General features: G+C 36.2%; 12 protein-coding genes. 8 read left to right on the forward strand and 4 right to left on the reverse strand.

What is annotated here, in order from left to right:
- Positions 1 to 368 precede the first annotated feature (368 nt).
- Complete coding sequence (locus PB01_RS03745) at positions 369 to 5891, forward strand: S8 family serine peptidase (RefSeq protein ID WP_318837509.1); 5523 nt, start codon at positions 369 to 371, stop codon at positions 5889 to 5891.
- A gap of 162 nt (positions 5892 to 6053) precedes the next feature.
- On the opposite strand, the gene PB01_RS03750 is transcribed toward PB01_RS03745, so the two are convergent.
- A complete protein-coding gene (locus tag PB01_RS03750) occupies positions 6054 to 6542 on the reverse strand; it encodes a sigma-70 family RNA polymerase sigma factor (RefSeq protein ID WP_151698949.1) in 489 nt (162 codons plus the stop codon).
- Between the two features lie 272 nt (positions 6543 to 6814).
- On the opposite strand from PB01_RS03750, the gene PB01_RS03755 reads away from it, so the two are divergent.
- Positions 6815 to 7285, forward strand: coding sequence for a competence protein ComK (locus tag PB01_RS03755; protein ID WP_151698950.1), 471 nt, complete (start codon positions 6815 to 6817; stop codon positions 7283 to 7285).
- A gap of 388 nt (positions 7286 to 7673) precedes the next feature.
- Here PB01_RS03755 and PB01_RS03760 read toward each other — a convergent pair whose 3' ends face one another.
- Entirely contained in the window at positions 7674 to 8960 is a 1287-nt protein-coding gene (locus tag PB01_RS03760; RefSeq protein ID WP_151698951.1) for a S8 family peptidase, read from the reverse strand.
- Between the two features lie 127 nt (positions 8961 to 9087).
- Here PB01_RS03760 and PB01_RS03765 point away from each other — a divergent pair, with 127 nt between their 5' ends.
- The 3 genes from PB01_RS03765 (at position 9088) to PB01_RS03770 (ending at position 13644) form a co-directional block, all read left to right on the forward strand.
- Positions 9088 to 10305: a helix-turn-helix domain-containing protein gene (locus PB01_RS03765; protein WP_192797458.1), complete on the forward strand. Its 1218-nt coding sequence runs from the start codon at positions 9088 to 9090 to the stop codon at positions 10303 to 10305.
- A 15-nt stretch (positions 10306 to 10320) separates the two neighbouring features.
- A complete protein-coding gene (locus PB01_RS20830) occupies positions 10321 to 10467 on the forward strand; it encodes a hypothetical protein (protein WP_192797459.1) in 147 nt (48 codons plus the stop codon).
- Between the two features lie 255 nt (positions 10468 to 10722).
- On the forward strand, positions 10723 to 13644 hold the full coding sequence (locus tag PB01_RS03770) for an Ig-like domain-containing protein (protein ID WP_151698952.1): 2922 nt from the start codon (positions 10723 to 10725) through the stop codon (positions 13642 to 13644).
- A 220-nt stretch (positions 13645 to 13864) separates the two neighbouring features.
- On the opposite strand, the gene PB01_RS03775 is transcribed toward PB01_RS03770, so the two are convergent.
- A complete protein-coding gene (locus PB01_RS03775; protein ID WP_192797460.1) occupies positions 13865 to 14686 on the reverse strand; it encodes an SLAP domain-containing protein in 822 nt (273 codons plus the stop codon).
- 148 nt (positions 14687 to 14834) lie between these two features.
- Here PB01_RS03775 and PB01_RS03780 point away from each other — a divergent pair, with 148 nt between their 5' ends.
- Positions 14835 to 15233: a hypothetical protein gene (locus tag PB01_RS03780; protein WP_151698954.1), complete on the forward strand. Its 399-nt coding sequence runs from the start codon at positions 14835 to 14837 to the stop codon at positions 15231 to 15233.
- 525 nt (positions 15234 to 15758) lie between these two features.
- Here the strand turns inward: PB01_RS03780 and PB01_RS03785 are convergent.
- Positions 15759 to 17522 carry an alpha/beta hydrolase family protein gene (locus PB01_RS03785; protein WP_151698955.1) on the reverse strand — a complete coding sequence of 588 codons (1764 nt, stop codon included), beginning with the start codon at positions 17520 to 17522 and terminating at the stop codon, positions 15759 to 15761.
- A gap of 643 nt (positions 17523 to 18165) precedes the next feature.
- Between PB01_RS03785 and PB01_RS03790 the strand changes: the two genes are divergently transcribed.
- Both PB01_RS03790 and PB01_RS03795 read left to right on the forward strand, forming a co-directional pair.
- On the forward strand, positions 18166 to 19425 hold the full coding sequence (locus PB01_RS03790) for a hypothetical protein (RefSeq protein ID WP_151698956.1): 1260 nt from the start codon (positions 18166 to 18168) through the stop codon (positions 19423 to 19425).
- Between the two features lie 279 nt (positions 19426 to 19704).
- Positions 19705 to 20424, forward strand: a complete 720-nt coding sequence (locus PB01_RS03795; protein WP_151698957.1) for a hypothetical protein — start codon at positions 19705 to 19707, stop codon at positions 20422 to 20424.
- Positions 20425 to 20619: the final 195 nt, after the last annotated feature.

The following is a 20619-nucleotide window of genomic DNA, read 5'->3' on the forward strand; positions in this document are numbered from 1 at the left end:
TTGTATTGAAGTCGAGACCAATTTAAAGTGAAGCGAGGCCTGTTTATCTAGACCCGAGACCAGTTTCTTCGAATCCGAGATGGAATCTAGCGTCTTTGTGTCAGCCACAGGGACGCGGGTAAGTAAATTAAATCATTTGTAGCACTACAGCTAAATGTATAATTGTGTGGGAATTTTGTAGGTGAATGTCGCCGGAAATTAGTCATAGCAAAGTATACTAGCACATACATTAGGAAAGTACCATATTAGGTATACTTTACTTCATTTCATAGGAAGGATGCGGTCCCTATAAAACAATACTAGCAATTAGGGTAGAAAAACTCATAGTTTCATAAAGCGAAATTATCTGTACTAAAGGGGGAATTATATTGAAGAAAAAATTAGTTAATCGATTATTTAGTGCGTTAATGGTACTAGCTATGGTATTCTCGTTGGTTGGTCCGACGATGAGTGCATCTGCAAATACCGATGTAAAACCATTCAAACAAACTATTCCGAACGAAAGTACGATGCAGTTAAAGGCAGCGATTGCGGAGCAACTAGATTTGTTGGATGGTGGACCAAAGTTACACAAAGACTTACAAAATTTATCGGGCAATAAAGAAATTGCGGTAATCATTCAATTATCTGAAAAACCGGTTGCCCTTGAAAAAGGGATAAATGAATTAAATGGAAAAAAACTCTCAATCTCAGAACAGAATCAAATAAGAACGAAAGTACTAGCACAACAAACATCTGTAAAAAAAGAATTAGCAATAAAAAACATTATTATTAAGCAAGGCTATACATTTGATACCGTTTTGAATGGTTTTGCAGCGGTTGTTAAAGCGAATGACCTCCAAAAATTACTTACTATTCAAGGAGTAACATTAGTAGAACCTGATGTAATTGTGTATGCATCGGGAGAATCAAGACTATCTAAACCAACTAAATCCATCATGCCAACGAAAGAAGATATTATAGATGCAAAGATGAATACAAGTATTTCATTTCTAGGAATTGAAAAGCTTTGGAACGAAGGGATTCAAGGACAAGGCATTAAAGTTGCAGTACTTGATACTGGAATCGATGCGAACCATCCGGAATTTGAAGGGATTTACAAAGGTGGAAAGAACTTTGTCCCGAATTCATCTACCTATACAAGAAATCGTGCAGATAATGATGCGTCGGAAACTTCACCAGTAGAACGCCCAGCTGGAACACCTGAGTTTAATGATAAAGGTAGTGCGTTCTATACTTCTCATGGCACACATGTATCGGGTATTATCGCAGCTGGTGGAGCGAACGAATACGGCATTAAAGGGATTGCACCGAAAGTGGACCTGTATATGTACCGTGTACTTGGAGCATACGGAAGTGGATCTAACTCTGGTATTATAAAAGCGATTGATACTGCTGTAATTGAAAAGATGGATGTTATTAACCTATCACTTGGTGGGGAGAATAACTCAGAAACGGATAGCGGATCTTTCGCAATCAATAACGCTATGATGGCTGGGACAATTGCTGTTGTAGCAACAGGAAACTCAGGTCCAAATAGAGGAACAATAGGAACACCGTCTACATCTCGACTAGGAATTGCGGTTGGAAACACAACAAACCCTGAAACGATGTATAACGGAGAAGTGAATGTCACAGTTGGTGCCTATAATCTTACGAAAAAACTACAATTAATGGGAACTACTTTTGGGAAAAATTTAGCAACACAACTTCCAGGTGAATTTGACTTAGTTGCAATTCCTGGAAACGGAGAAGCAAAGGATTATGAAGGAATCGATGTAAAGGGCAAGGTTGCACTGATTTCTAGAGGTAACATTGCATTTGTCGATAAAATTGAGTATGCAAGAGCGAATGGAGCAGTAGCAACAATCATTCACAACTCTGCAGCGGGGTCCAATTCACCAAAAGAATCAGGAGTATTCCTAGGTGATTCATTTGCATTCATTCCAACATTTGATATGTCTTATACAGACGGAGTTGCAGTACGTGCAGCGTTAAATGGTGGGAAAGGTAATGTTTCTTTTGGTAACTTTGGTTCAACAAAAACATTGGGGGATGAAGTAAACGATTCAAGCTCACGTGGGCCATCCACACCGAACTTTGATATCAAACCAGATGTAACTGCCCCTGGTACAAATATTATGTCAACAATCCCAATGTACAAAGCGGATTTCCCAAATGCTGTTTATAATGAAGCATATGATCGTAAAACGGGAACATCGATGGCTACACCGCATATCGCAGGAATCGCGGCACTTGTCAAACAAGCGAATCCAACTTGGAATGCATTCGATGTGAAAGTAGCGCTTTCAAATACAGCGAAAATTCTGGATAAAGCGAAATATGATGTATTCGCTCAAGGTGCTGGACGTGTTGATGCATATGCGGCCGCTCACCCAAGTGTACTTGCTTATGCGACTGATAAGGCAGTTTTAGACAGTAAAGGTACAGTTGTAGACAACATAAAAGGAACTGTTACTTTCGGTCCACAGCCACTATCAGCAAATATTTCGGTTACGAAACAAGTCCTTGTAAAAGATTTGAAGGGTAACGGTGGAAATTATAATGTGACAGTGGATGTTACCAAGACATTTGGTGATGCCAAAGTGACTGTTGACAAACCGACATTCACGTTGGCTGGTGAACAATTGTTAAATGTTAAATTAACTGGATCAAAAGCTACGGCTCCAAAAGGGTCAGAAATACTAGGATATATCCGTATTAACGGTGGAGGTTCCGAAATTTCATTGCCATTTGCAGCTGATTTAACTACCGTAGTTCCAATAGCAATTAAGGATATGAAAATAACAGAAACAGACCTATCCTTTAATGGAGATGGTGTGAAAGATGAGGCTGTTCTTTCCTGGACTCTGACCGGCAATGTAACAACCAACTATATTGAGATTTGGGATATTATGAATCCTGACGGTGGAGAATACGGGGATGGATATATCGGCTATATACATGCAGCTGCTTCACTTCGTGCTGGTTCATATACGCTAGCAGTAAAAGGACCGTACAAACCATGGAGCAGTGCACCTGTAACAACGATTCCAGATGGTTTATATACGATGGACTTTTCTGCAGCGACATCTACAGGACCAATTGGTGCCTACGTTGGACCAATTATTGTTAAAACAACAAAACCAGTAATTACAGGTTCTGTGAAAGATAAAGTTGCAAAAGGGCAAGTGTCCGACAAATATATCGATTACAATAAAGAATTATATAAGTATGATTTGGATTATGATTTGAATGTAAAACTACACGCTTCTTATATTGCGACTATCAATGGGGTAGCAAAAGAAGCAGTGAAATTCAATTTAGCACAAGATGGATCATTCTCATTCCCTGTAACTGATGAGACAAATTCTGTAACCGTTAAAGTTACGGATGAGGCAGGCAATTTTGGAGAAGCATTAATTTATGAAAAGAAAGAGCCAGAAGCAGTAGTAACACTTTCTGTAAACCCAACAGAACTTGATTTAACTACTGGTGGAACAGTTCAACTTGCTGTTACAGAAACTTCCACACCAGCAACAGGGCAAGCTACGAACAAAGACGTAACTGCAGCAGCTACGTACGTTGTATCAGATGAATCAGTTGCAAAAGTTACGAACGGACTTGTAACGGCAGTGGCAAAAGGCTCCACTACAATTACTATTTCTCATGGTGTCAATAAAGTGACTGTAAATGTGACGGTAAAAGATCCTGTAGTCGAAGCACCAGTAGTAACACTTACTGTGAATCCAACAGAACTTAACTTAGCTACTGGCGGAAAAGTTCAACTTGCTGTTACAGAAACTTCCACACCAGCAACAGGGCAAGCTACGAACAAAGACGTAACTGCAGCAGCTACGTACGTTGTATCAGATGAATCAGTTGCAAAAGTTACGAACGGACTTGTAACGGCAGTGGCAAAAGGCTCCACTACGATTACTATTTCTCATGGTGTCAATAAAGTGACTGTAAATGTGACGGTAAAAGATCCTGTAGTTGTGGTGCCAGGAGTGACACTGACTGCGAACAACACACAACTTGGTTTAGAACCTGGAAAAGAAGCGCAACTTACGATTACAGAAGTAACAACAACTTCAGATGGAAAAACAACGCAAAAAGACGTAACAAAAGCTGCTACGTATAAAGTAGTGGATAGTAAAGTGGCTTCTGTAACGAATGGTTTAGTAAAGGCAAAAAATGAAGGAAATACAACAATCACAGTTAAATATGGTAAAAATGAATTAACTGTAAATGTGACAGTTAAAGCACCAGTGGTAACACTGACTGCAAACAAAACACAAATTAGCCTAGAACCAGGAAAAGAAGCACAACTGACGATTAAAGAAGTAATAACAGCAGCAGACGGAACAACAACACAAACAGACGTAACAAAAGCCGCAACGTATAAAGTAGCAGATGGTAAAGTGGTTTCCGTAAAGGATGGTTTAGTAACAGCAAAAGCTGCAGGAAGTACAGCAATCACCGTTAAACATGGTAAAAATGAGTTAACTGTAAATGTGAATGTGATCGAACCAGTGGTGACACTAACTACAAACAAAACAGACATAGTTCTCGATCCAGGAAAAGAGTCCCAACTGACGATTAAAGAAGTAACAACAGGGGCAGATGGAAAAGAAAAACAGACAGACGTCACAAAATTTGCAACGTATGTAGTAGCAGATGAAAAAGTAGCTTCTGTAAAAAGTGGTTTAGTTATAGCAAAAGCTGCAGGAAGTACAAAAATCACCGTTAAATATGGTAAAAATGAATTAAATGTAAATGTGAAGGTTATAGAACCGCAAGTAACACTGACTACAAACAAAACAGACATTGTTCTTGAACCAGAAAAAGAATCAAAATTAGTGATTAAACAAGTAACTACAACGGCAGACGGTAAAACAAAAGAAGTAGACGTCACAAATTTTGCAACCTATACAGTAGCAAATAGCAAAGTGGCTTCCGTAAGTAGTACTGGTATAGTAAGAGCAGAAGCTGTAGGCGGAACAACAGTCACTGTTAAATACGGGAATAATGAGTTGACTGTCAATGTGAAGGTTGCAGAACCAGTAGTGACACTATCTGTAAACAAAACACAAATTGATTTGGAACCAGGAAAAGAATCACAACTGACGGTTAAAGAGTTAACTATATCGTTGGATGGAAAAATAACAGAAAAAAATGTAACAAAAGCCGCAACGTATACAGTTGAAAATAGTAAAGTGGCATCTGTAACGGATGGTTTAATAAGAGCAAAAGCAGTAGGAAGTACAAAAATTACTGTGAAACATGGTAAAAATGAATTAACTGTAAATGTGACAGTTACAGAACCAGAAGTAACACTGACTGCTAACCAAACACAACTTGATTTGGAACCAGGAAATGAAGTACAACTGACCATGAAAGAAGTAACAACAACGGTAGATGGAAAAACAACCGAAAGAGATGTTACAACCGCTGCAACGTATAAAGTAGCAGATGGTAAAGTGGCTTCCGTAACGAGTGGCTTAGTAAAAGCAAAAGCAGAAGGCAATACCATAATCACTGTTAAATACGGTAAAAATGAAGTAACTGTAAATGTGAACGTTAAAGCACCAGTTGTGACATTGTCCGTAAACCAGACAAAACTTGAGATGAAACCAGGAAAAGAAATACAACTGACTATGAAAGAAGTAACAACAATGGCAGATGGAACAACAACCGAAAGAGACGTTACCACCGCTGCAACATATAAAGTAGCAGATAGTAAAGTAGCTTCTGTAAGTAACGGTTTAGTAAGAGCAAAAGCAGAAGGAAATACAACGATCACCGTTAAATACGGTAAAATGGAAGTGACAATTGAAGTGATCGTTGGAAATCCTTTAATAATAGGAGATATTCTAAAAGTTAACTGATTTCTATTCACTTTGATAAAATGCTGGCAAACTCTACACCTAATAGAGATTAGCGAATGGTTCATATGATATAAGACGAAGTAGCCAGAAACTTGGCTACTTCGTTTTTATTTCATTACCGAACGCGAGCACTCCGCCTAGAAGAGAGCGACAAACGCCCATTTAATTCTTCTTAGGCATATTCTCCCGTAACTTAGTCAACAATCGTTCTCTTCTTTTCTTTATACCTGGAATTGTAATTCCTGCTCGTGTTGCTGCTTGTTGTAGCGAGATTCCTTCGACGAAGATCCATAAGATCAGTTCTCGTTCGTTTGTTGTTAACTTTTCTAATGCGAAAGCTAAAGATTCATGGTGGATGCTTTGGGTTAATGTTTGCTCTATTAGAAATGTCAGTTTTTCTTCTTCCATGGGATCAATCGTTTCTTCTATTTGTTTTTCTTTTTTTAATTCGTCTAGAATCCCTCCGTAAATGCATCTGTATGCATATGGGGCAAAATCACCTCTCTCCGCATCGAATTTTACCCATGCTTTCCACAACGCAATTCTCCCAGCTTGTCTATATAATTCATGATTTTTGTAGATAGATAATTTTCGAATGCATGCAGAAATCATTGGTTCAAATTGTACTAAATTCTCTTCGAATGTTGACACTGTACTTTCCTTTGGAGTCGTGCACGATTCAATTATTCCTAGGTAGCCTCAGCATAATCTGTCTTCACATTATTTACCAAAAGGGGAAATGGGACTTTTGCTTGTATAAACATGCTGTTCGTTCTACAAGAACTAATTGTTTAATATTGGGAATAATAACTAATACATAAAGAAAAAACTCATAATTACATATATTCAGTAAAATCAGACTATACAAATATATGAAAGTTTGGTAGTATATAACCATAGTAAAGGAAAAGGGGGATTTAATTTTGAAAGACTGTGATTCTAATTTAATTAACAAGAAAACTTTGATGCTTGAATCAGTATTTACAGGAGAGTTTAAAACGAAAATTATTACAACCCAAGGCATCTATCACTCCGAAATGACTGTGAAACAATTGCTCGGCAATGCATGCATTCTATTCGCTTCTACACTAGAAGGACGTATGCAAGCAATAAAAAAACTAATGAATTATGTCGTTAAAACACCTATACTCATTGATCCAAATGAGATAGGAGCATTTCCAACTATGTCCTATCAACACGTCGAATGTGTTTGGATTTTTAATCACCAATTTGAAATAGAGGAAACAGGAAAAGGGGTATCCCTTGTTACATTTAGCAATGGAATGTCTGTTCAGGTTAATGTTTCTAAAAATGTCCTGTTGAAACAACAACAAAGACTACACACATTAATCGAGACTTACCGCATCATTCATCGTGATTTAGATCAGAAGTAGGGAAATGAATGATGGCGGAAATTTATAATAAGTAGCATACGTATAAGCGGCTGAGTGATAAACCTCAGCCGCTTATTTTTTTGAAAAGAAGATTCCCGCGTCCTTGTGTCAGTCTCAATTGTTCCCCAAATTGTGGCTAATACAGGGACGCGGGTAATTATGAAACTAAAAAAGCCTTCAAGCAATTTTATACTTGAAAGCATATATTTATAGGCTACACCACTTTTAACGAAGAATTTTATAGAGGATCTGGAAGTAGCTGAATCACTTCCAGATCCTCTTTTTTCGGTAACCTTGTGACAGATGTTTGTACGTCGCCGTTTAGTCCAAAGCACTCAGGAATTGGTGAAGACCAAATGTACTTAAAGGGCACTTGCGTTTTTCTTATTTATTGTACACGTGCAAATCCAAATCCAGAAGCATAGTCATCTCCTACTGAAGCACCAATGCCACCTTTAATGTCGACAGCTTTTGCTCGTTTTTGTAACTCAGCACGAAGTTGTATGTTTGTCCAAGATGGATTCTGGGCCCAAATTTTTGCTGCTAAACCTGCAACGTGAGGAGTTGCCATGGATGTGCCGCTAATCGTATTGTATCCACCATTATTCCATGTAGAATAGATGGAAGCACCTGGAGCGGAGACTTCCACATCCCCTTGTTGGATAATATAATCCCCAGCGGTTGTAGCATATCCGCGGGATGAGAAGTCTGCAACGCGATATGTTCCATTTTGCTGAACGTTTTCAAGTGCCGCTACTGCTACAGAGCTGACCAAAGCTCCTGGGTAGCCAATGGAACCTTGGGATGGGCCTGAATTTCCAGCCGCCGCCACGATTAATACGCCTTTACCATAAGCGTAGTTTACTGCGCTTGAAATTAAAGAATCGTTTGCCGCAGATCCTAAAGACATATTAATCACGGTTTTTGTTCCAGTTGCTACTGCTTGATCGGCTACATGTCGGATACCGGCAGCAATATCATCCGAAAAACCTGATCCATTGTCACCTAAGACTTTATAAGCCCAAAGATTTGCCTCTGGTGCCACTCCGTAAATACCTGCTTTATCACTACCACCATCTGCTAATGCAGTACCAGATACATGCGTACCATGTCCATTGCCATCGGAACAGCTTCCGTTAATGATAGAAGGAGTACTCGTAAAATTTTTACATTGGTTTACTCGACTGATTAAATCATAATGGCTGATGTTTGCACCTGTGTCTAGGACAGCTATGTTAATACCTTTTCCGCCAGAAGTAGTTGTTTGATTGCTATTGTTATAGATTGCTTTTATTCCCCATGGTGTTTGTTGGGTAGGGTATTCTCCAGCAGTCGTTTCGAATTCTGTAGAGCGAGTATCTGTATCTAAATAAACTTCTTGTACTTTAGTAACAGTAATATTTTTGTTCTTTTGCAACGCTTCAAATTGCTTTTCATTCATTTCTGTAGAGAACCCATTCTCTGTTAGCTCCCAACGGACCTTATAGGATCCTTTTAAACTAGTTTTCATCGTTCTATTGTTTGCTTCTACATAAACTCGAAAAGTTTCCGAATCTTGTGTAGAGTTCATGTCATCAATAGGGGAAGTGGTGTTTGCTGCAAAGCTTCCTTGTACTGGTACGGCTAATGATCCTACGAGTAGTGCACTTAACAATAAAATTTTCAATTTGCTCATTGTCCTAGCTCCTTTTTATTTTTATTATTGGTACACTTTTAAACTATCATATAAATATAGTTTTGTTTATTGGGAAAATTTCGACTATTATAGAGTTAATACTATTATTTATAAAGGAGGTGAGATTGTGCAAATAGGTTCGTTGATAAAGTTTCATCGTTCAAAACAAGGAATGACTCAGAGTACGCTTTCTATGGGGATTTGTTCGATTCCCCACCTCAGTAAAATTGAGAATAATAGTAAAGAAGCAAATAAGGAAACAATACGATTATTGCTAGAACGATTAGCGATAAGCTTACAAAATGTAGAAGATAGTTCCCGAAACATTCGACATGTATTAGCCGAATTTTTAGCTCATATTCAATATTGCGAGGAAGAGAAAGTAACAGAAGCGTTCTTGCAATTAGAATATTATCAAGAAATTGTTCTATTTACTGACTATATATATCTAAATGAATTATATAAACTGAGATACTATCTGTTTATAAAGGACATAGCTAAAGCTGAAAAACAGTTAAAGTGGTTGCAATTTCAAAAACAGAATTTTTCCCAACATGAAAAGTATTTACTTTCTTATTTTAGTGCGTTAATTTTAGTTTTAAGGGGGAGGTATGAAGAAGCTGATGAGCTACTTTCTAACGTTGTCCAAGAACATATAGGATTGGGTTCTTTTGAAGGAGAAATATATTATCATTTAGCAGTTGTGAAAGGATATTTAGATCAGTCTAGTCAGGCTATACTTTACGGTAAAAAAGCGTTGCAATTTTTTAAAGAACAATATAACTTTAAAAGAATTATTTATGCCCTCATGTCACTAGCGATCAATTATTCACGTTCAAAAGTTTATAATGAAGCGCTTGAAACTTATAATTATCTTTTACGAATAACAGAAATGTTTCCTCATGGTAATTTGCTTCCTCAGATATATCATAATATTGGTGACCTACATCATAATATGGGGAATTATTCAATTGCACTTGCTTATTTTAAAAAAAGCTCTACTATTATGCCTAAAAACAATGAAAACTATCTACTTTGTTTATATAATGTTTCCCAGACTGAGTTCAGATTGGAGCAGTGGTCTGAAAGCAAAGAGAGTTTTGAACTTTTAAAAGAGGAAGCACTAAAAATGAAAGCGTTACATTATCGGTTATACGCAATATTTTATTTATTATTGTTAAATGACCAAAAAGAAAAAGCCATGTTATTTTTAGAGAAAAAAATAATGCCATTTACATCCAAGCGAGGCGAGTTAAAAGAGGCACATCATCATTTTTCAAACATCTTAGCCGATTATTATAAACAAGAAGGAGAATTTGAAAAGGCTGTCCAATTTATTATGTAAAGGAGGTGTATACTAATGAAAAAAGCAATTCTTTTGATGCTAATAATGGCTATAGCTATAGCTACAAATATGAATGCTGAGAAAGTAGAGGCAGCAATAGATTCTAATGAAATATACGAGATGAATTCCTTTCCGATCCATCCACCAATAGTCAAAGACTAATCACTGCAAATTTAGTAAGTATATATTATTTAAGCATTTATAAATTTATAAAAGTAACAGAAAATGCAAGAGAGATCCAGTCAAGGGTCTCTCTTTTTATTAACTTCAAGTAAGATATGATTAGAAAAACTGTGTGCGAGATACATGATAAAAAATACCTTCCATTGCATGGAAATCCATATTTCTTTATTATAGGACTAAATACATAATAGTTTGAATGATGAAATCATTAATCTATCTTTTGGAGGAAAAAAAGTGAAAAAAGTTTCAAAAGTATTCGTGTCGCTCGTTTTGTTATTAAGTTTTTGCCCTACTTTAATAGGTACAGAACAAGCGAGTGCAAAAGTTGTGACGTCATCAAGTGAAAGTCTAGAAAAAGTTTTCCAGCAAGAGTCAATGGTATATATTGACCCTTCCTATGGGGGAGTGCTTACCTCAACTTCTGATTTATATGGTATGTTAAATCAAGCAAAAAAACAATATAACAAAATGAGGAAAGAAATAGTAGAATCACACGATGTTAATAAGGAAACTCAACTAACATTATTGGATAGTCTATACGAAGAAAGAATTACAAAGGGCTTAGTTGGATATATTGACGCAATGAATTATGCAACAAAATATTTAGATCCTATTATGGAACAAATTCATGTTGCTGAACAAACAGGAAATTTGGATGAACTAGAAAAAGAGTATCATAAGTTGTCTTATCAATTAAAAGAAAGAACCTCCATCTTATATCGTTTTAGAGGAAAAGTGACACGAGATCTTATAGTTAGTAAATATAAACTCCCAGCAGATAGTAAAAGAGCCGAGTTAATCATACCTGTAACGATTATTATGAAAACAAATGAAGCAGAATTATATCTGAGAGAAGGGAAAGTAGAGGAAGCAAGAAAGGTTATTCTTTTAGTCGAAGGGTTGATGACTAATTTGCCTGCTAATTCTACTAAACTAGTCTTATCTACATTAACCAAAAAAGTTGTCGATATTGAAAAACAATTAGGAACACAATCTACTCCTGTCCCAAACACAGGATCGGAAGCAGAAGTGAGAATTTCCACAATTCAAGATGTCATTGTGAAGCAAGGATATGCATTGCCCACTACAGTTGCAGCTAAGATGAGTAATGGATCTACACGTAGTTATAGCGTACTTTGGCCGAAGCAATCGACCTTAATTTCCGGAGAATTTACTCCCGAAATTCAAGTGAACGGAAAGACATATATTATTCATTTATCAGTTGTGGAGAATATTAATTATCAGAATGCTATGTCGTTGCAATCCATCGTAGAAACACTTCCAGAACTGATTGCAGTTAATAACTATGAAGACATAAATACAGCTATTGGGCTATTTGGTAGTTTAAATGATGAAGGTTTATCTTTTGTTACTGAAGAAGTGAAAAACAAACTGGAACGACTTGTTCAAATGATGGAAGATCAACTAAAAGTTGCAAATGTCATCGGAAAAATTAATTCCATACCAGATGTCACTGAGTTAAGCGCAACAAATGTAGACAGCATTATGGAAACAAAATTAGCTTTTGAAGAATTGTCGGAACAATTACAGCTCATGATTCCAACAGCATTAGGGGACAAACTTAAAGCAAGTATAGAATGGGTTGCTCTTCATACAGAAAAACAAGCATTAATCCAAGCTGCCAACGATGCACTAAGTAATTTACCTAGTCTTGTGAATGTCCAAACAGAAAACCTTGAAACCATTCAAACTTTAATCACCGAAATTCAAGGGAAAATAGAGGTTGCTTTGTCAAAAGGGGCAACTTTAGAAAATTTCCCAAATTATTCAGCTTATCAAAACGTAATAGTAAAAGTGGAGGCTCTAAAAGTTCAGCAAGCTATTGCGAGTTTAACAGGACCAAATGATTTAAAGTTAATTGAAATACGAAATCGTTACAACTCGCTCTCAGAGGAGCAAAGAAGCTTTATCAGTAATTATAGTAAGTTATTAGTATTTGAAGATGCTACAAAGTTTTCACCGATTACATTAAATGAACATGGAGAGGTACAACTTCCTTATACAGTGGATGTAGAAATACTAGGCGATAATGGATGGACTTATACAGATGGTTTGCTAAAGGCTCCAATTTCAGAGACTGGTCGAGTATCAACAGTTCAACTGAAGCTTAGTTTGGATGGTAATTCGTGGACTTCCAACGAATTTGACATTGTTATTCCAGCAACCGATTTGCAAGCTCCAATTGCAAAAGTAGGATTTCCACATACATTGAATATGACAAAAAATTCAGTTGCAGTGGAAATGGCATTTGACGAGAAAGTGAATGTACAAGCTCTTTTAGTTGAAGGAGATGGAGCAAATGATCCTACAATCGATGAGTTAATCTCGGCAGTAGGATCTTATAAACGTCTTGCTACGATCGAGGAAGATAGCAGTCAATCTTTTACTTTTGAAGGCCTAAGTGTAGGAAAAACCTATACCTTATTCTATTTTGCTGAAGATGAATTAGGTAATAAAATGAAGAATCTCGCAAAATATTCTTTTTCTATTCCAAATGTATCGACATTGGAAAGTCTAGCAGTTTCAAATTTTGATTATGCAACAATTTATGCTAGTCAAGCAGTTCTAATCAGTAAACCAATGGGTAGTTCAAATTTCCAAGGGAACAGTAAAAAATTCACTATAAATGATGGAGTAAATACGATAAATGTAGATTTATATTGGAATATACCTCAAAACGAATATGCAACTACTCCTGCGATGTCTATTGGGTCAGCTGTCGAAAGCTATATTCAAATGAATAATCTTTATGGACGTGCTACTTGGGCGGGCAGTTTTGGTGGAGATACTTTCAGAATTGGAACATTCAATATAGGGAAATCTTCCTTTGTACATGTAAGTGGTCCAAACTGGAATGACTTCTTCGATACGGATCTTGCTATTGGTAGTGACGAGGATACATCAAAGAATCGTAGTTTTAGTGTAAATGATGGCTTTAATATAGCAGAAATAAATTTAAACGACGATTATTACACGATGGATCAATTGTTGGAGAGCTTAAATAGTCAGTTGATTTCTGCGAATGTGAAGGTCGAAGCGATTAAAAAGAATGACAATCATTTCGTCTTAATAGCTACTGAGCTAAATGTTCATATTACAGTAGATGGTAAGGATAAGAATGATTTTTTTAACTAGACCTATAACGGCTTTAGCCTGTAAACATACTCGATAAAATTATGTTTTGTCTACTATCTCCAGCGTCCCTCTGTCCCACAAATTGTGGCTGACAGGGGGATGTTTTCATTATCTAAAATATGTCAGAGCGAGATAAATCACACTGTGAACGCGACAAACCCGGCTTGTAAAAAAACAAAAAGCCGTTATAGGTCTTTCCTATAACGGCTATACTAGTAATTTATAAAGTTTGTGGAATCATTTCAATCATCCATGTGCTAAAATCTGGATTTTCTTTCATGAATACTTCTTTTGGGAAAGATAAGCTTATTGGGCGAGCTTGTTTGGATTCAATTTCAAATTGACCTATTGGGAATCCAAGTTTACATACCATATCACCAGCTGCATCAAATAATTGAATTGGTAGGTTATCGATTGTTAATGTGTCTGCGTATGAATTGCGAATAATAATATAAACTTGAATTACATTTTCCATTTCATGAAAATGGAATCCGACAATAGAGATTTCATTCTCTCTTAAAGGTTCTAAAGTAGCTACTAAACTTTTTACATAATTTTGTTGATCCTCTGAAAGGCCACTTAACCAATTTTCATCTAGGTATAATTCAAAGTTTGTTATTGCTTTTTCGTAATACTCAAATACTATGTCGAAATCCATTTCATTTGTTATTTCTTCATAAGGAACTAGCAAATCTTCCATTTCAAACAAAAAGTTCCAAGGACGCGCTGTACAAGCATCTAGTTCTCCAAATAATTCCATTTCAAATTGTTTCCTCGCTAGTTCTTTACCTTCTTTATCTTTCACGATTAAGACTACTTGATCTAGACGTAATTTCTTTGGTAAGGAGTGTCTAATAATAGCTGTTACAATAATGCCGGCTTCTACCGTATATAATTTTACCCCATGAATATGAAGCTGGTTAGCTACCAAATCTTCTAATTGCTGATGATAATATTGAAAAATATACTTTTCTTGTGCTGGAACTTCCCACTCAGTAGAAAAGTCTAATTGTGTTTTATATGTGTCAGGTGAATTTGTCATTAGTAAATTCCTCTCTAAATAAAAGTCATATTCTACTATTATAACACAACAAACCAAAACGCTTAACCCTCTACAATGAACTTCACAAGTAGAAGAAAAAGCCATTCTATTGTAAAATAAAAGAATATTCAGAAGGAGGAAATTAATAATGATGAAGAAAACCGTTAAAATTACATTCGTATTTATTCTACTTATTTCATTTATGACATTTAATACAAATCAAGCAAGTGCGAGTACCAAAGTAATGTGGGGAAAAACAGAATTAAAGGTAGGTCAAATTGGGAAAGTAACGATTGTTACAAACACAAGCTTATGGAAACTAGAAAAAGATAATTCTTTGACAAAAATCCGTGAGCTGAAAAAAGGGGAAGAATACCGAGTATATAGCTATAAAAGCAATAATGGTGGACTTTACGGGGTAGGTGGAGGAGCATTCATTCAAAAAGGTGCTGCTATTAAGTATGAAACACCTTCTAAGAGTAAGCTGACCTTATTAAAACAGGTAATTGACGGAGAATCTCCTTTAGAAGTAATCTCTGTGGAGTAAATGGAAAGAAGGACTGTCGTTTAAATAGATGACAGTCCTTTTACTATTTAAACGTCATTTATTGAGGGGATTTTAATTTATAGCTTCATTCCCACACGCTAGTTTTTCAATGCCTACCAATTGATCTCAAAGTGCCATAAAGTGTTAAAAAATGCACCTGGTTATGCAACTTTTGAATGCTAAAAAGCATTTTGTAATTAGTCTTGGCATTAAAACGAAATAGATAGCATCCATTGATAAAGAAGCATTGAGCGGACGAAATTGACTCTTCGTCCGCTTTTAAAAGAGTAGGGAAAGATCCATTCTCTCATTAATCAACCTTCATGCACCGTGTCTCTACACATTTCAAGAGGGCGACGGACAGACATCCACCACAAGATTACCGAAAAAAGTGGATCGTGAAGTGACGTAGTCATTTCACAATCCACAAAAATTCAAACGGTAATAGTGTAGTTGATATTTTGTCCAAAGCACTTAGGAGATAGTAAAGACAAGATGCACTTAAAGGACACTTGAACATTCTTATCAGAATTGCATCGCTTGCCCTGCAACGATATACCAAGTAATTAATAAGGCATTGACGAAAGCACCCGCATAAATTGTTCCTGTTTTTCGGAATAAATAGGTGGAAATTAGAGCTGCAATGAAGTTCACGACCACAAATTGGAATGCGACTATTGTTAATAATGCTTTATCCCACAGCAATTCACCAGTACCGAACATGAACGAGTACTGAACAATAATCAGCACAATAATTCCGAGTGTGTTAATGCCGAAGTTAGCAACGAACCATTTCCAAGCGGTCCTGCATTCGCTACTGGATTCTTTTAGTCTTAGTTGACCATGTAGAACGAGACCGTTTACAAGGAAGAATAGAAGGAAAGGCAATAAATAAGTAAGTACTAGATAAAATTGTTTGGCATTTAATGTTTTAAAAGCCATTACCCAAATACGGAAATCCACGTGGAGTAATGAGCCCATTGCAACTGTCACTGCATATATAATTCCAACGGAGGACAGAGCTAACAAAATAGACTTCCAAACTAACTTGCCTTCTAAGGTGATGCCATAATTATTAAGTGTCGATCTACCCAACTTATTCGTTTTATAGAAAATAGCAAATAATACGATCGCGATAAATGCATTTAGAGTAGCCCAGACCGCGAGCCCAGTTGTAATATTTTGTGGGAAAATGGCACTCGCAGGAATCCATGACTGGCCTTTTTCTTGAAAATAAATGAATGTAGCTGCAGGTATAGCTGTTGCAACAAGCGCATTAATAATCCATATCCAACGATTAGTGATACCTTTGAATTCAGGTCTTACCTTATTAATTTCTTTGAAATAATTAGTAGATAAGAGATTCCCTAATAATGAAATAAGTAACATGATAGCTCCGATAAACGCAGCAAACGTAGCGAATTCCTTCACTTTCCATATTTGTTTATTTGCATCGATATAAGTTGGAGCTGGAATAGCTTCATTCAGAAACTCGATAACAAAAGCGGTCGTGTCTTTGTTCCAGTGTGCAGCTGGGTGAATAATTGGAGGTGCGAAATACATCCGCGCAGATTTATCTTCAAATGTGCCATACAATTTTCGCTCGACGACAGGTTCATCTGTCCCGAAAACTTTCAGCATTTTAGGGGAGGAATTAGCTTCAGATCCTTTGGATGATTCCCACATAAGTGGCGCGAATTCATCATACTTACTGAATATAATGGCATAGTTAAATGGAGTTTCGGCTGTTACTTCCCCAGAGTAAAACGTTTCAGTAGAGGATGATACTTGAATTACCGTATTGACGAGAGATGGCTCATCTGTAGCAGCTTTGAGTATCGACCATCCTCCCATTGAATGACCTTCCAAGGCCACTTTTTCGTGATCGATGAAAGGAAGGTTATGCAAATAATGCAATCCCGCACTAGCTCCGCGACTTAAATCAGAAGAATATTGTTGCGAATACCCATGTCCGCTCATATCCATTGCAAGTACTACATACCCACGTCTAGCAAGCTCGATATTAAATGAACCTTGTGCTTCACGCGAGTTGATGTATCCGTGCATAGTCAATACCGCCGGATGCTTTTCTCCAAGATTCATCCCTTTTGGTGTGTACATAAGCGCGCTATGCACAATCCCGTTATCTCCAACAAACCGTAAATCTTCCACTTTTACTTCTCTACCGCTTGTTTGAACCGCATACGCCACAATACTCCCTACCAATATAACCAACAGTGAAACGATAATGGAAAGCGGGCGTAAGAAAAAGCTTCGTTTACCCTTCATAATTCTCTCCTTTCATATTTGTCCACCTACTTCATCTTATGTTTCAAGAACAACGCCAATGCCTTCTTACATTACCACAGTATTACGGGTGCCAGGCACCCGTAATACTGTGGTAACAAATGAGAGCCTTGTAATTTGTAATTCTCGAAAGTTGTATTTAATGGAAACGATGGATCTCGACTTCAGTCAATAGAAGAACAAACACTAAAAAGTAAAAAAAAGAGGTTTGGAATTTGTATATTGTTAACCTTTTCGGAATTTCCAGTCAATAGATTCGTCCTTTATCACTTAAAATTAACGAAAAATTTAGGGAATCCATGAAAAAAACGAAAAAAAATAATAGATAGATTTTCTTAAACTAATTTACCACTCCAAATTGTGGTAAATGAAGAAAAGTAATAGATTAATCCTATAGTATGAAGGGGTTTAGATAATTTTTTGACTATTTAAGCAAAAAAAATAATACTTGCATCTTGAGTCGTTTAATCTTCTTATTTGTAAAAAAAATTGATTTTAATAGGTAGTTTTGTAACAATTTCTCGGATTATAAAGTTGAATAGTTACCATTTAAATAGTATTATAGGTTTGTTGAAATATATTGGAAAATTCTCAACTAGTTACCTAAATTATGAGGAGGAATAACATGAACAAACGTTTTATCAAGCAAACGACAGCAGCAGTACTATTAACAACATCTGTTTTATCTTTTTCACCAGTTGCATTTGGAGCATCTACATCAGTAGATCAGTCGATTAGTAAAGTGAAGTTGGAGCTGAGCAAAGCAACTACTCATTATGTGAATCCAGCACTAGACGGGAAACTAGCGTCAGTTGACACATTATACACTGCATTAAACAGTGTAAAGAAAAACTATCAAAATGCAGTAAAAGAAATTAAGTCATCAAAACTTTCTCAAAAAGAGAAGGACGCAAAGTTAAAAGAAATTGAAACATTGTACAATGAGAAAGTTACAAAAGGATTAGCACCATATATTGATGCATATAACTATGCAACTAAATATTTGGATCCACTATTAGCTGACATAAAAGCAGCAGAAGCAAAAAATGACTTTGCTGCAGTTGAAAAAGCTTATCACGAATTATCGTATCAATTAAAAGGAAGAACTGCTATTCTATACCGTTTCTCTGGAAAAGCATCTCGTGATTTGTTACTTGATAAATACAAACAACCATCTGATCAAAAACGTGATGAATTAATGGTCCCAGTAACAATTTATATGAAGTTAGTTGAAGTTGAAAAGCTTGTAAAAGAGGGCAAATTAGACGAAGCGAAAAAAGTTCTTGAAACTATTCAAGCTTTAGTTGAACAACTTCCAACAACTGGCACATCTAGTTTTGTAAAAGAATTAGTTAAGACAGTAGATAAAGTAACCGAAGTAGTTGCTCCAGTTGCTCCAGTTACACCACCTGCAGCAGGCGGCGGCGGTGGTGGTGGCGGCGGTGAAACGTCACAAACAGGAAATGATTTATTGAAAGCAGCACTAGAAAAACAAATACAAGCTGGTAATGCAAGCGGCGATGTATTAGTATCTTTATCAGGTAAAACGTTTACAGTAAAAGTAAAAAAAGCTGAAAGTACATTAGGTAGTTTTACAAATGCTGCAAAACCAGTTTTTGCTGCATTTAAAGGAAATACAGTCGTTAATTCGGTAGTAGTAAAATATATTGCTGGTGGTAACGATGTTATCATTTCTAATAGTAACGTTAATAGTGATCAAGACTTTGAAGTAGTGATTTCCAAAGCTTTGGCTCAAGTTGGATTAAAAGAAGATTCAACACTAGATATTCTAATTGATCATGATGTTACTTTTGAAGTAAAAGGTACTATTGATGGTAAATCTTTTGATGACAAATATACATTCTCATTTAAAGAAAATAAATAATTTATTTAGAAATCCCTTTATGCCATTTGGCATAAGGGGATTTTCTTTTTTCCAGCCACTACACAATGCATAAAAGGCGTGCCTGAGTCAGTCACATGGATGTTAGGCCCAAGGAAGTTCACACCAATCAAAAACAATACATAAGTACTATGCGATTTGACACGCTACAACATAAACTAACAAAATCCACCACTTCACACCTATTTTCCTATATAACTCTACTCAACTTCTATTCTTCATGCTAAACTTAAACTAAGATAAAGTAAAAAGGGGAATATTATGAAAAAAAGAAGAAGGTTAAAACTAACTTTGCTTATAGCTTTAATCATTATCATTGGAGCGGGAAGTTACATACTATATGAGCTTAAGTTTAAAACATATGATGTGGCTGATGATGAAGTAACTGAGATTGTTGCTGACCCATATACTGTGGAGCTACCTGATGGAAGTAAAATTACCATTGATGAAAAAGGAAATGTGGTAGAAGAAAAATCCTCGTTTTCAAAAACTCAAACTGCCGATAATACGACAACAAATGGAACAACGAATAGTAGCACAAATGAAGGGCAGTCGTCGGTAGGGCAAACGCAAACTTCCGGAAATACGATTACTTCTGGATCCACAACTTCAAACAATTCAACTACTAAACCAACTGTTGGTTCCATAAAAGAAAAATATGGTCCGGCATTCGTAGGGTTAGAAGCGCAAGCAGATTCTAAAATAAATGCACTTGTAGGTCGTGCGAAAAGTGAATATATGGACAAGCAAGCAAATGGAGAAAGTATCAATTTTGGATACTTCTACAATAAATACATGGCTGCAGCAAAAGGTTTAGAAGCTAACACCGATAAAGTTTTCGATGGTGTATTAGGTGCAGTGGAGAAAGACCTTACGAAAAATGGATTTGATAAATCATATGCACAAAGTTTTAAAAAGGAATACGAAGCATCCAAAAAGGCTAGAAAAGATAGTATTTTAAGTAAAGCACTTGGAAAATAAACGCTCAAAAAATCCGTAAAGAATAGTAGATGAATCTTTACGGATTTTTTGCATTCACTTGAACAAGCACCTCTAACCGCGCCTCTGTGTCAGCCTCCTTAGCTCGCTTGACTATAACTATTTATCTATACATAAATATGTCGAATAGGCAATTTTTTTATTAAAAAATGAGAAAATTTGTAATCGAAATGGGAT

The organism is Psychrobacillus glaciei (assembly GCF_008973485.1).
In the GTDB taxonomy this organism is placed as follows: Bacteria; Bacillota; Bacilli; order Bacillales_A; family Planococcaceae; genus Psychrobacillus; species Psychrobacillus glaciei.

Excerpts from the sequence above, each read along its gene's own strand:
- PB01_RS03760 (WP_151698951.1), bottom strand. The coding sequence starts at position 8,960 with ATGAGCAAATTGAAAATTTTATTGTTAAGTGCACTACTCGTAGGATCA.
- PB01_RS20830 (WP_192797459.1), top strand. The coding sequence starts at position 10,321 with ATGAAAAAAGCAATTCTTTTGATGCTAATAATGGCTATAGCTATAGCT.
- PB01_RS03775 (WP_192797460.1), bottom strand. The coding sequence starts at position 14,686 with ATGACAAATTCACCTGACACATATAAAACACAATTAGACTTTTCTACT.
- PB01_RS03780 (WP_151698954.1), top strand. The coding sequence starts at position 14,835 with ATGATGAAGAAAACCGTTAAAATTACATTCGTATTTATTCTACTTATT.
- PB01_RS03785 (WP_151698955.1), bottom strand. The coding sequence starts at position 17,522 with ATGAAGGGTAAACGAAGCTTTTTCTTACGCCCGCTTTCCATTATCGTT.
- PB01_RS03790 (WP_151698956.1), top strand. The coding sequence starts at position 18,166 with ATGAACAAACGTTTTATCAAGCAAACGACAGCAGCAGTACTATTAACA.
- PB01_RS03795 (WP_151698957.1), top strand. The coding sequence starts at position 19,705 with ATGAAAAAAAGAAGAAGGTTAAAACTAACTTTGCTTATAGCTTTAATC.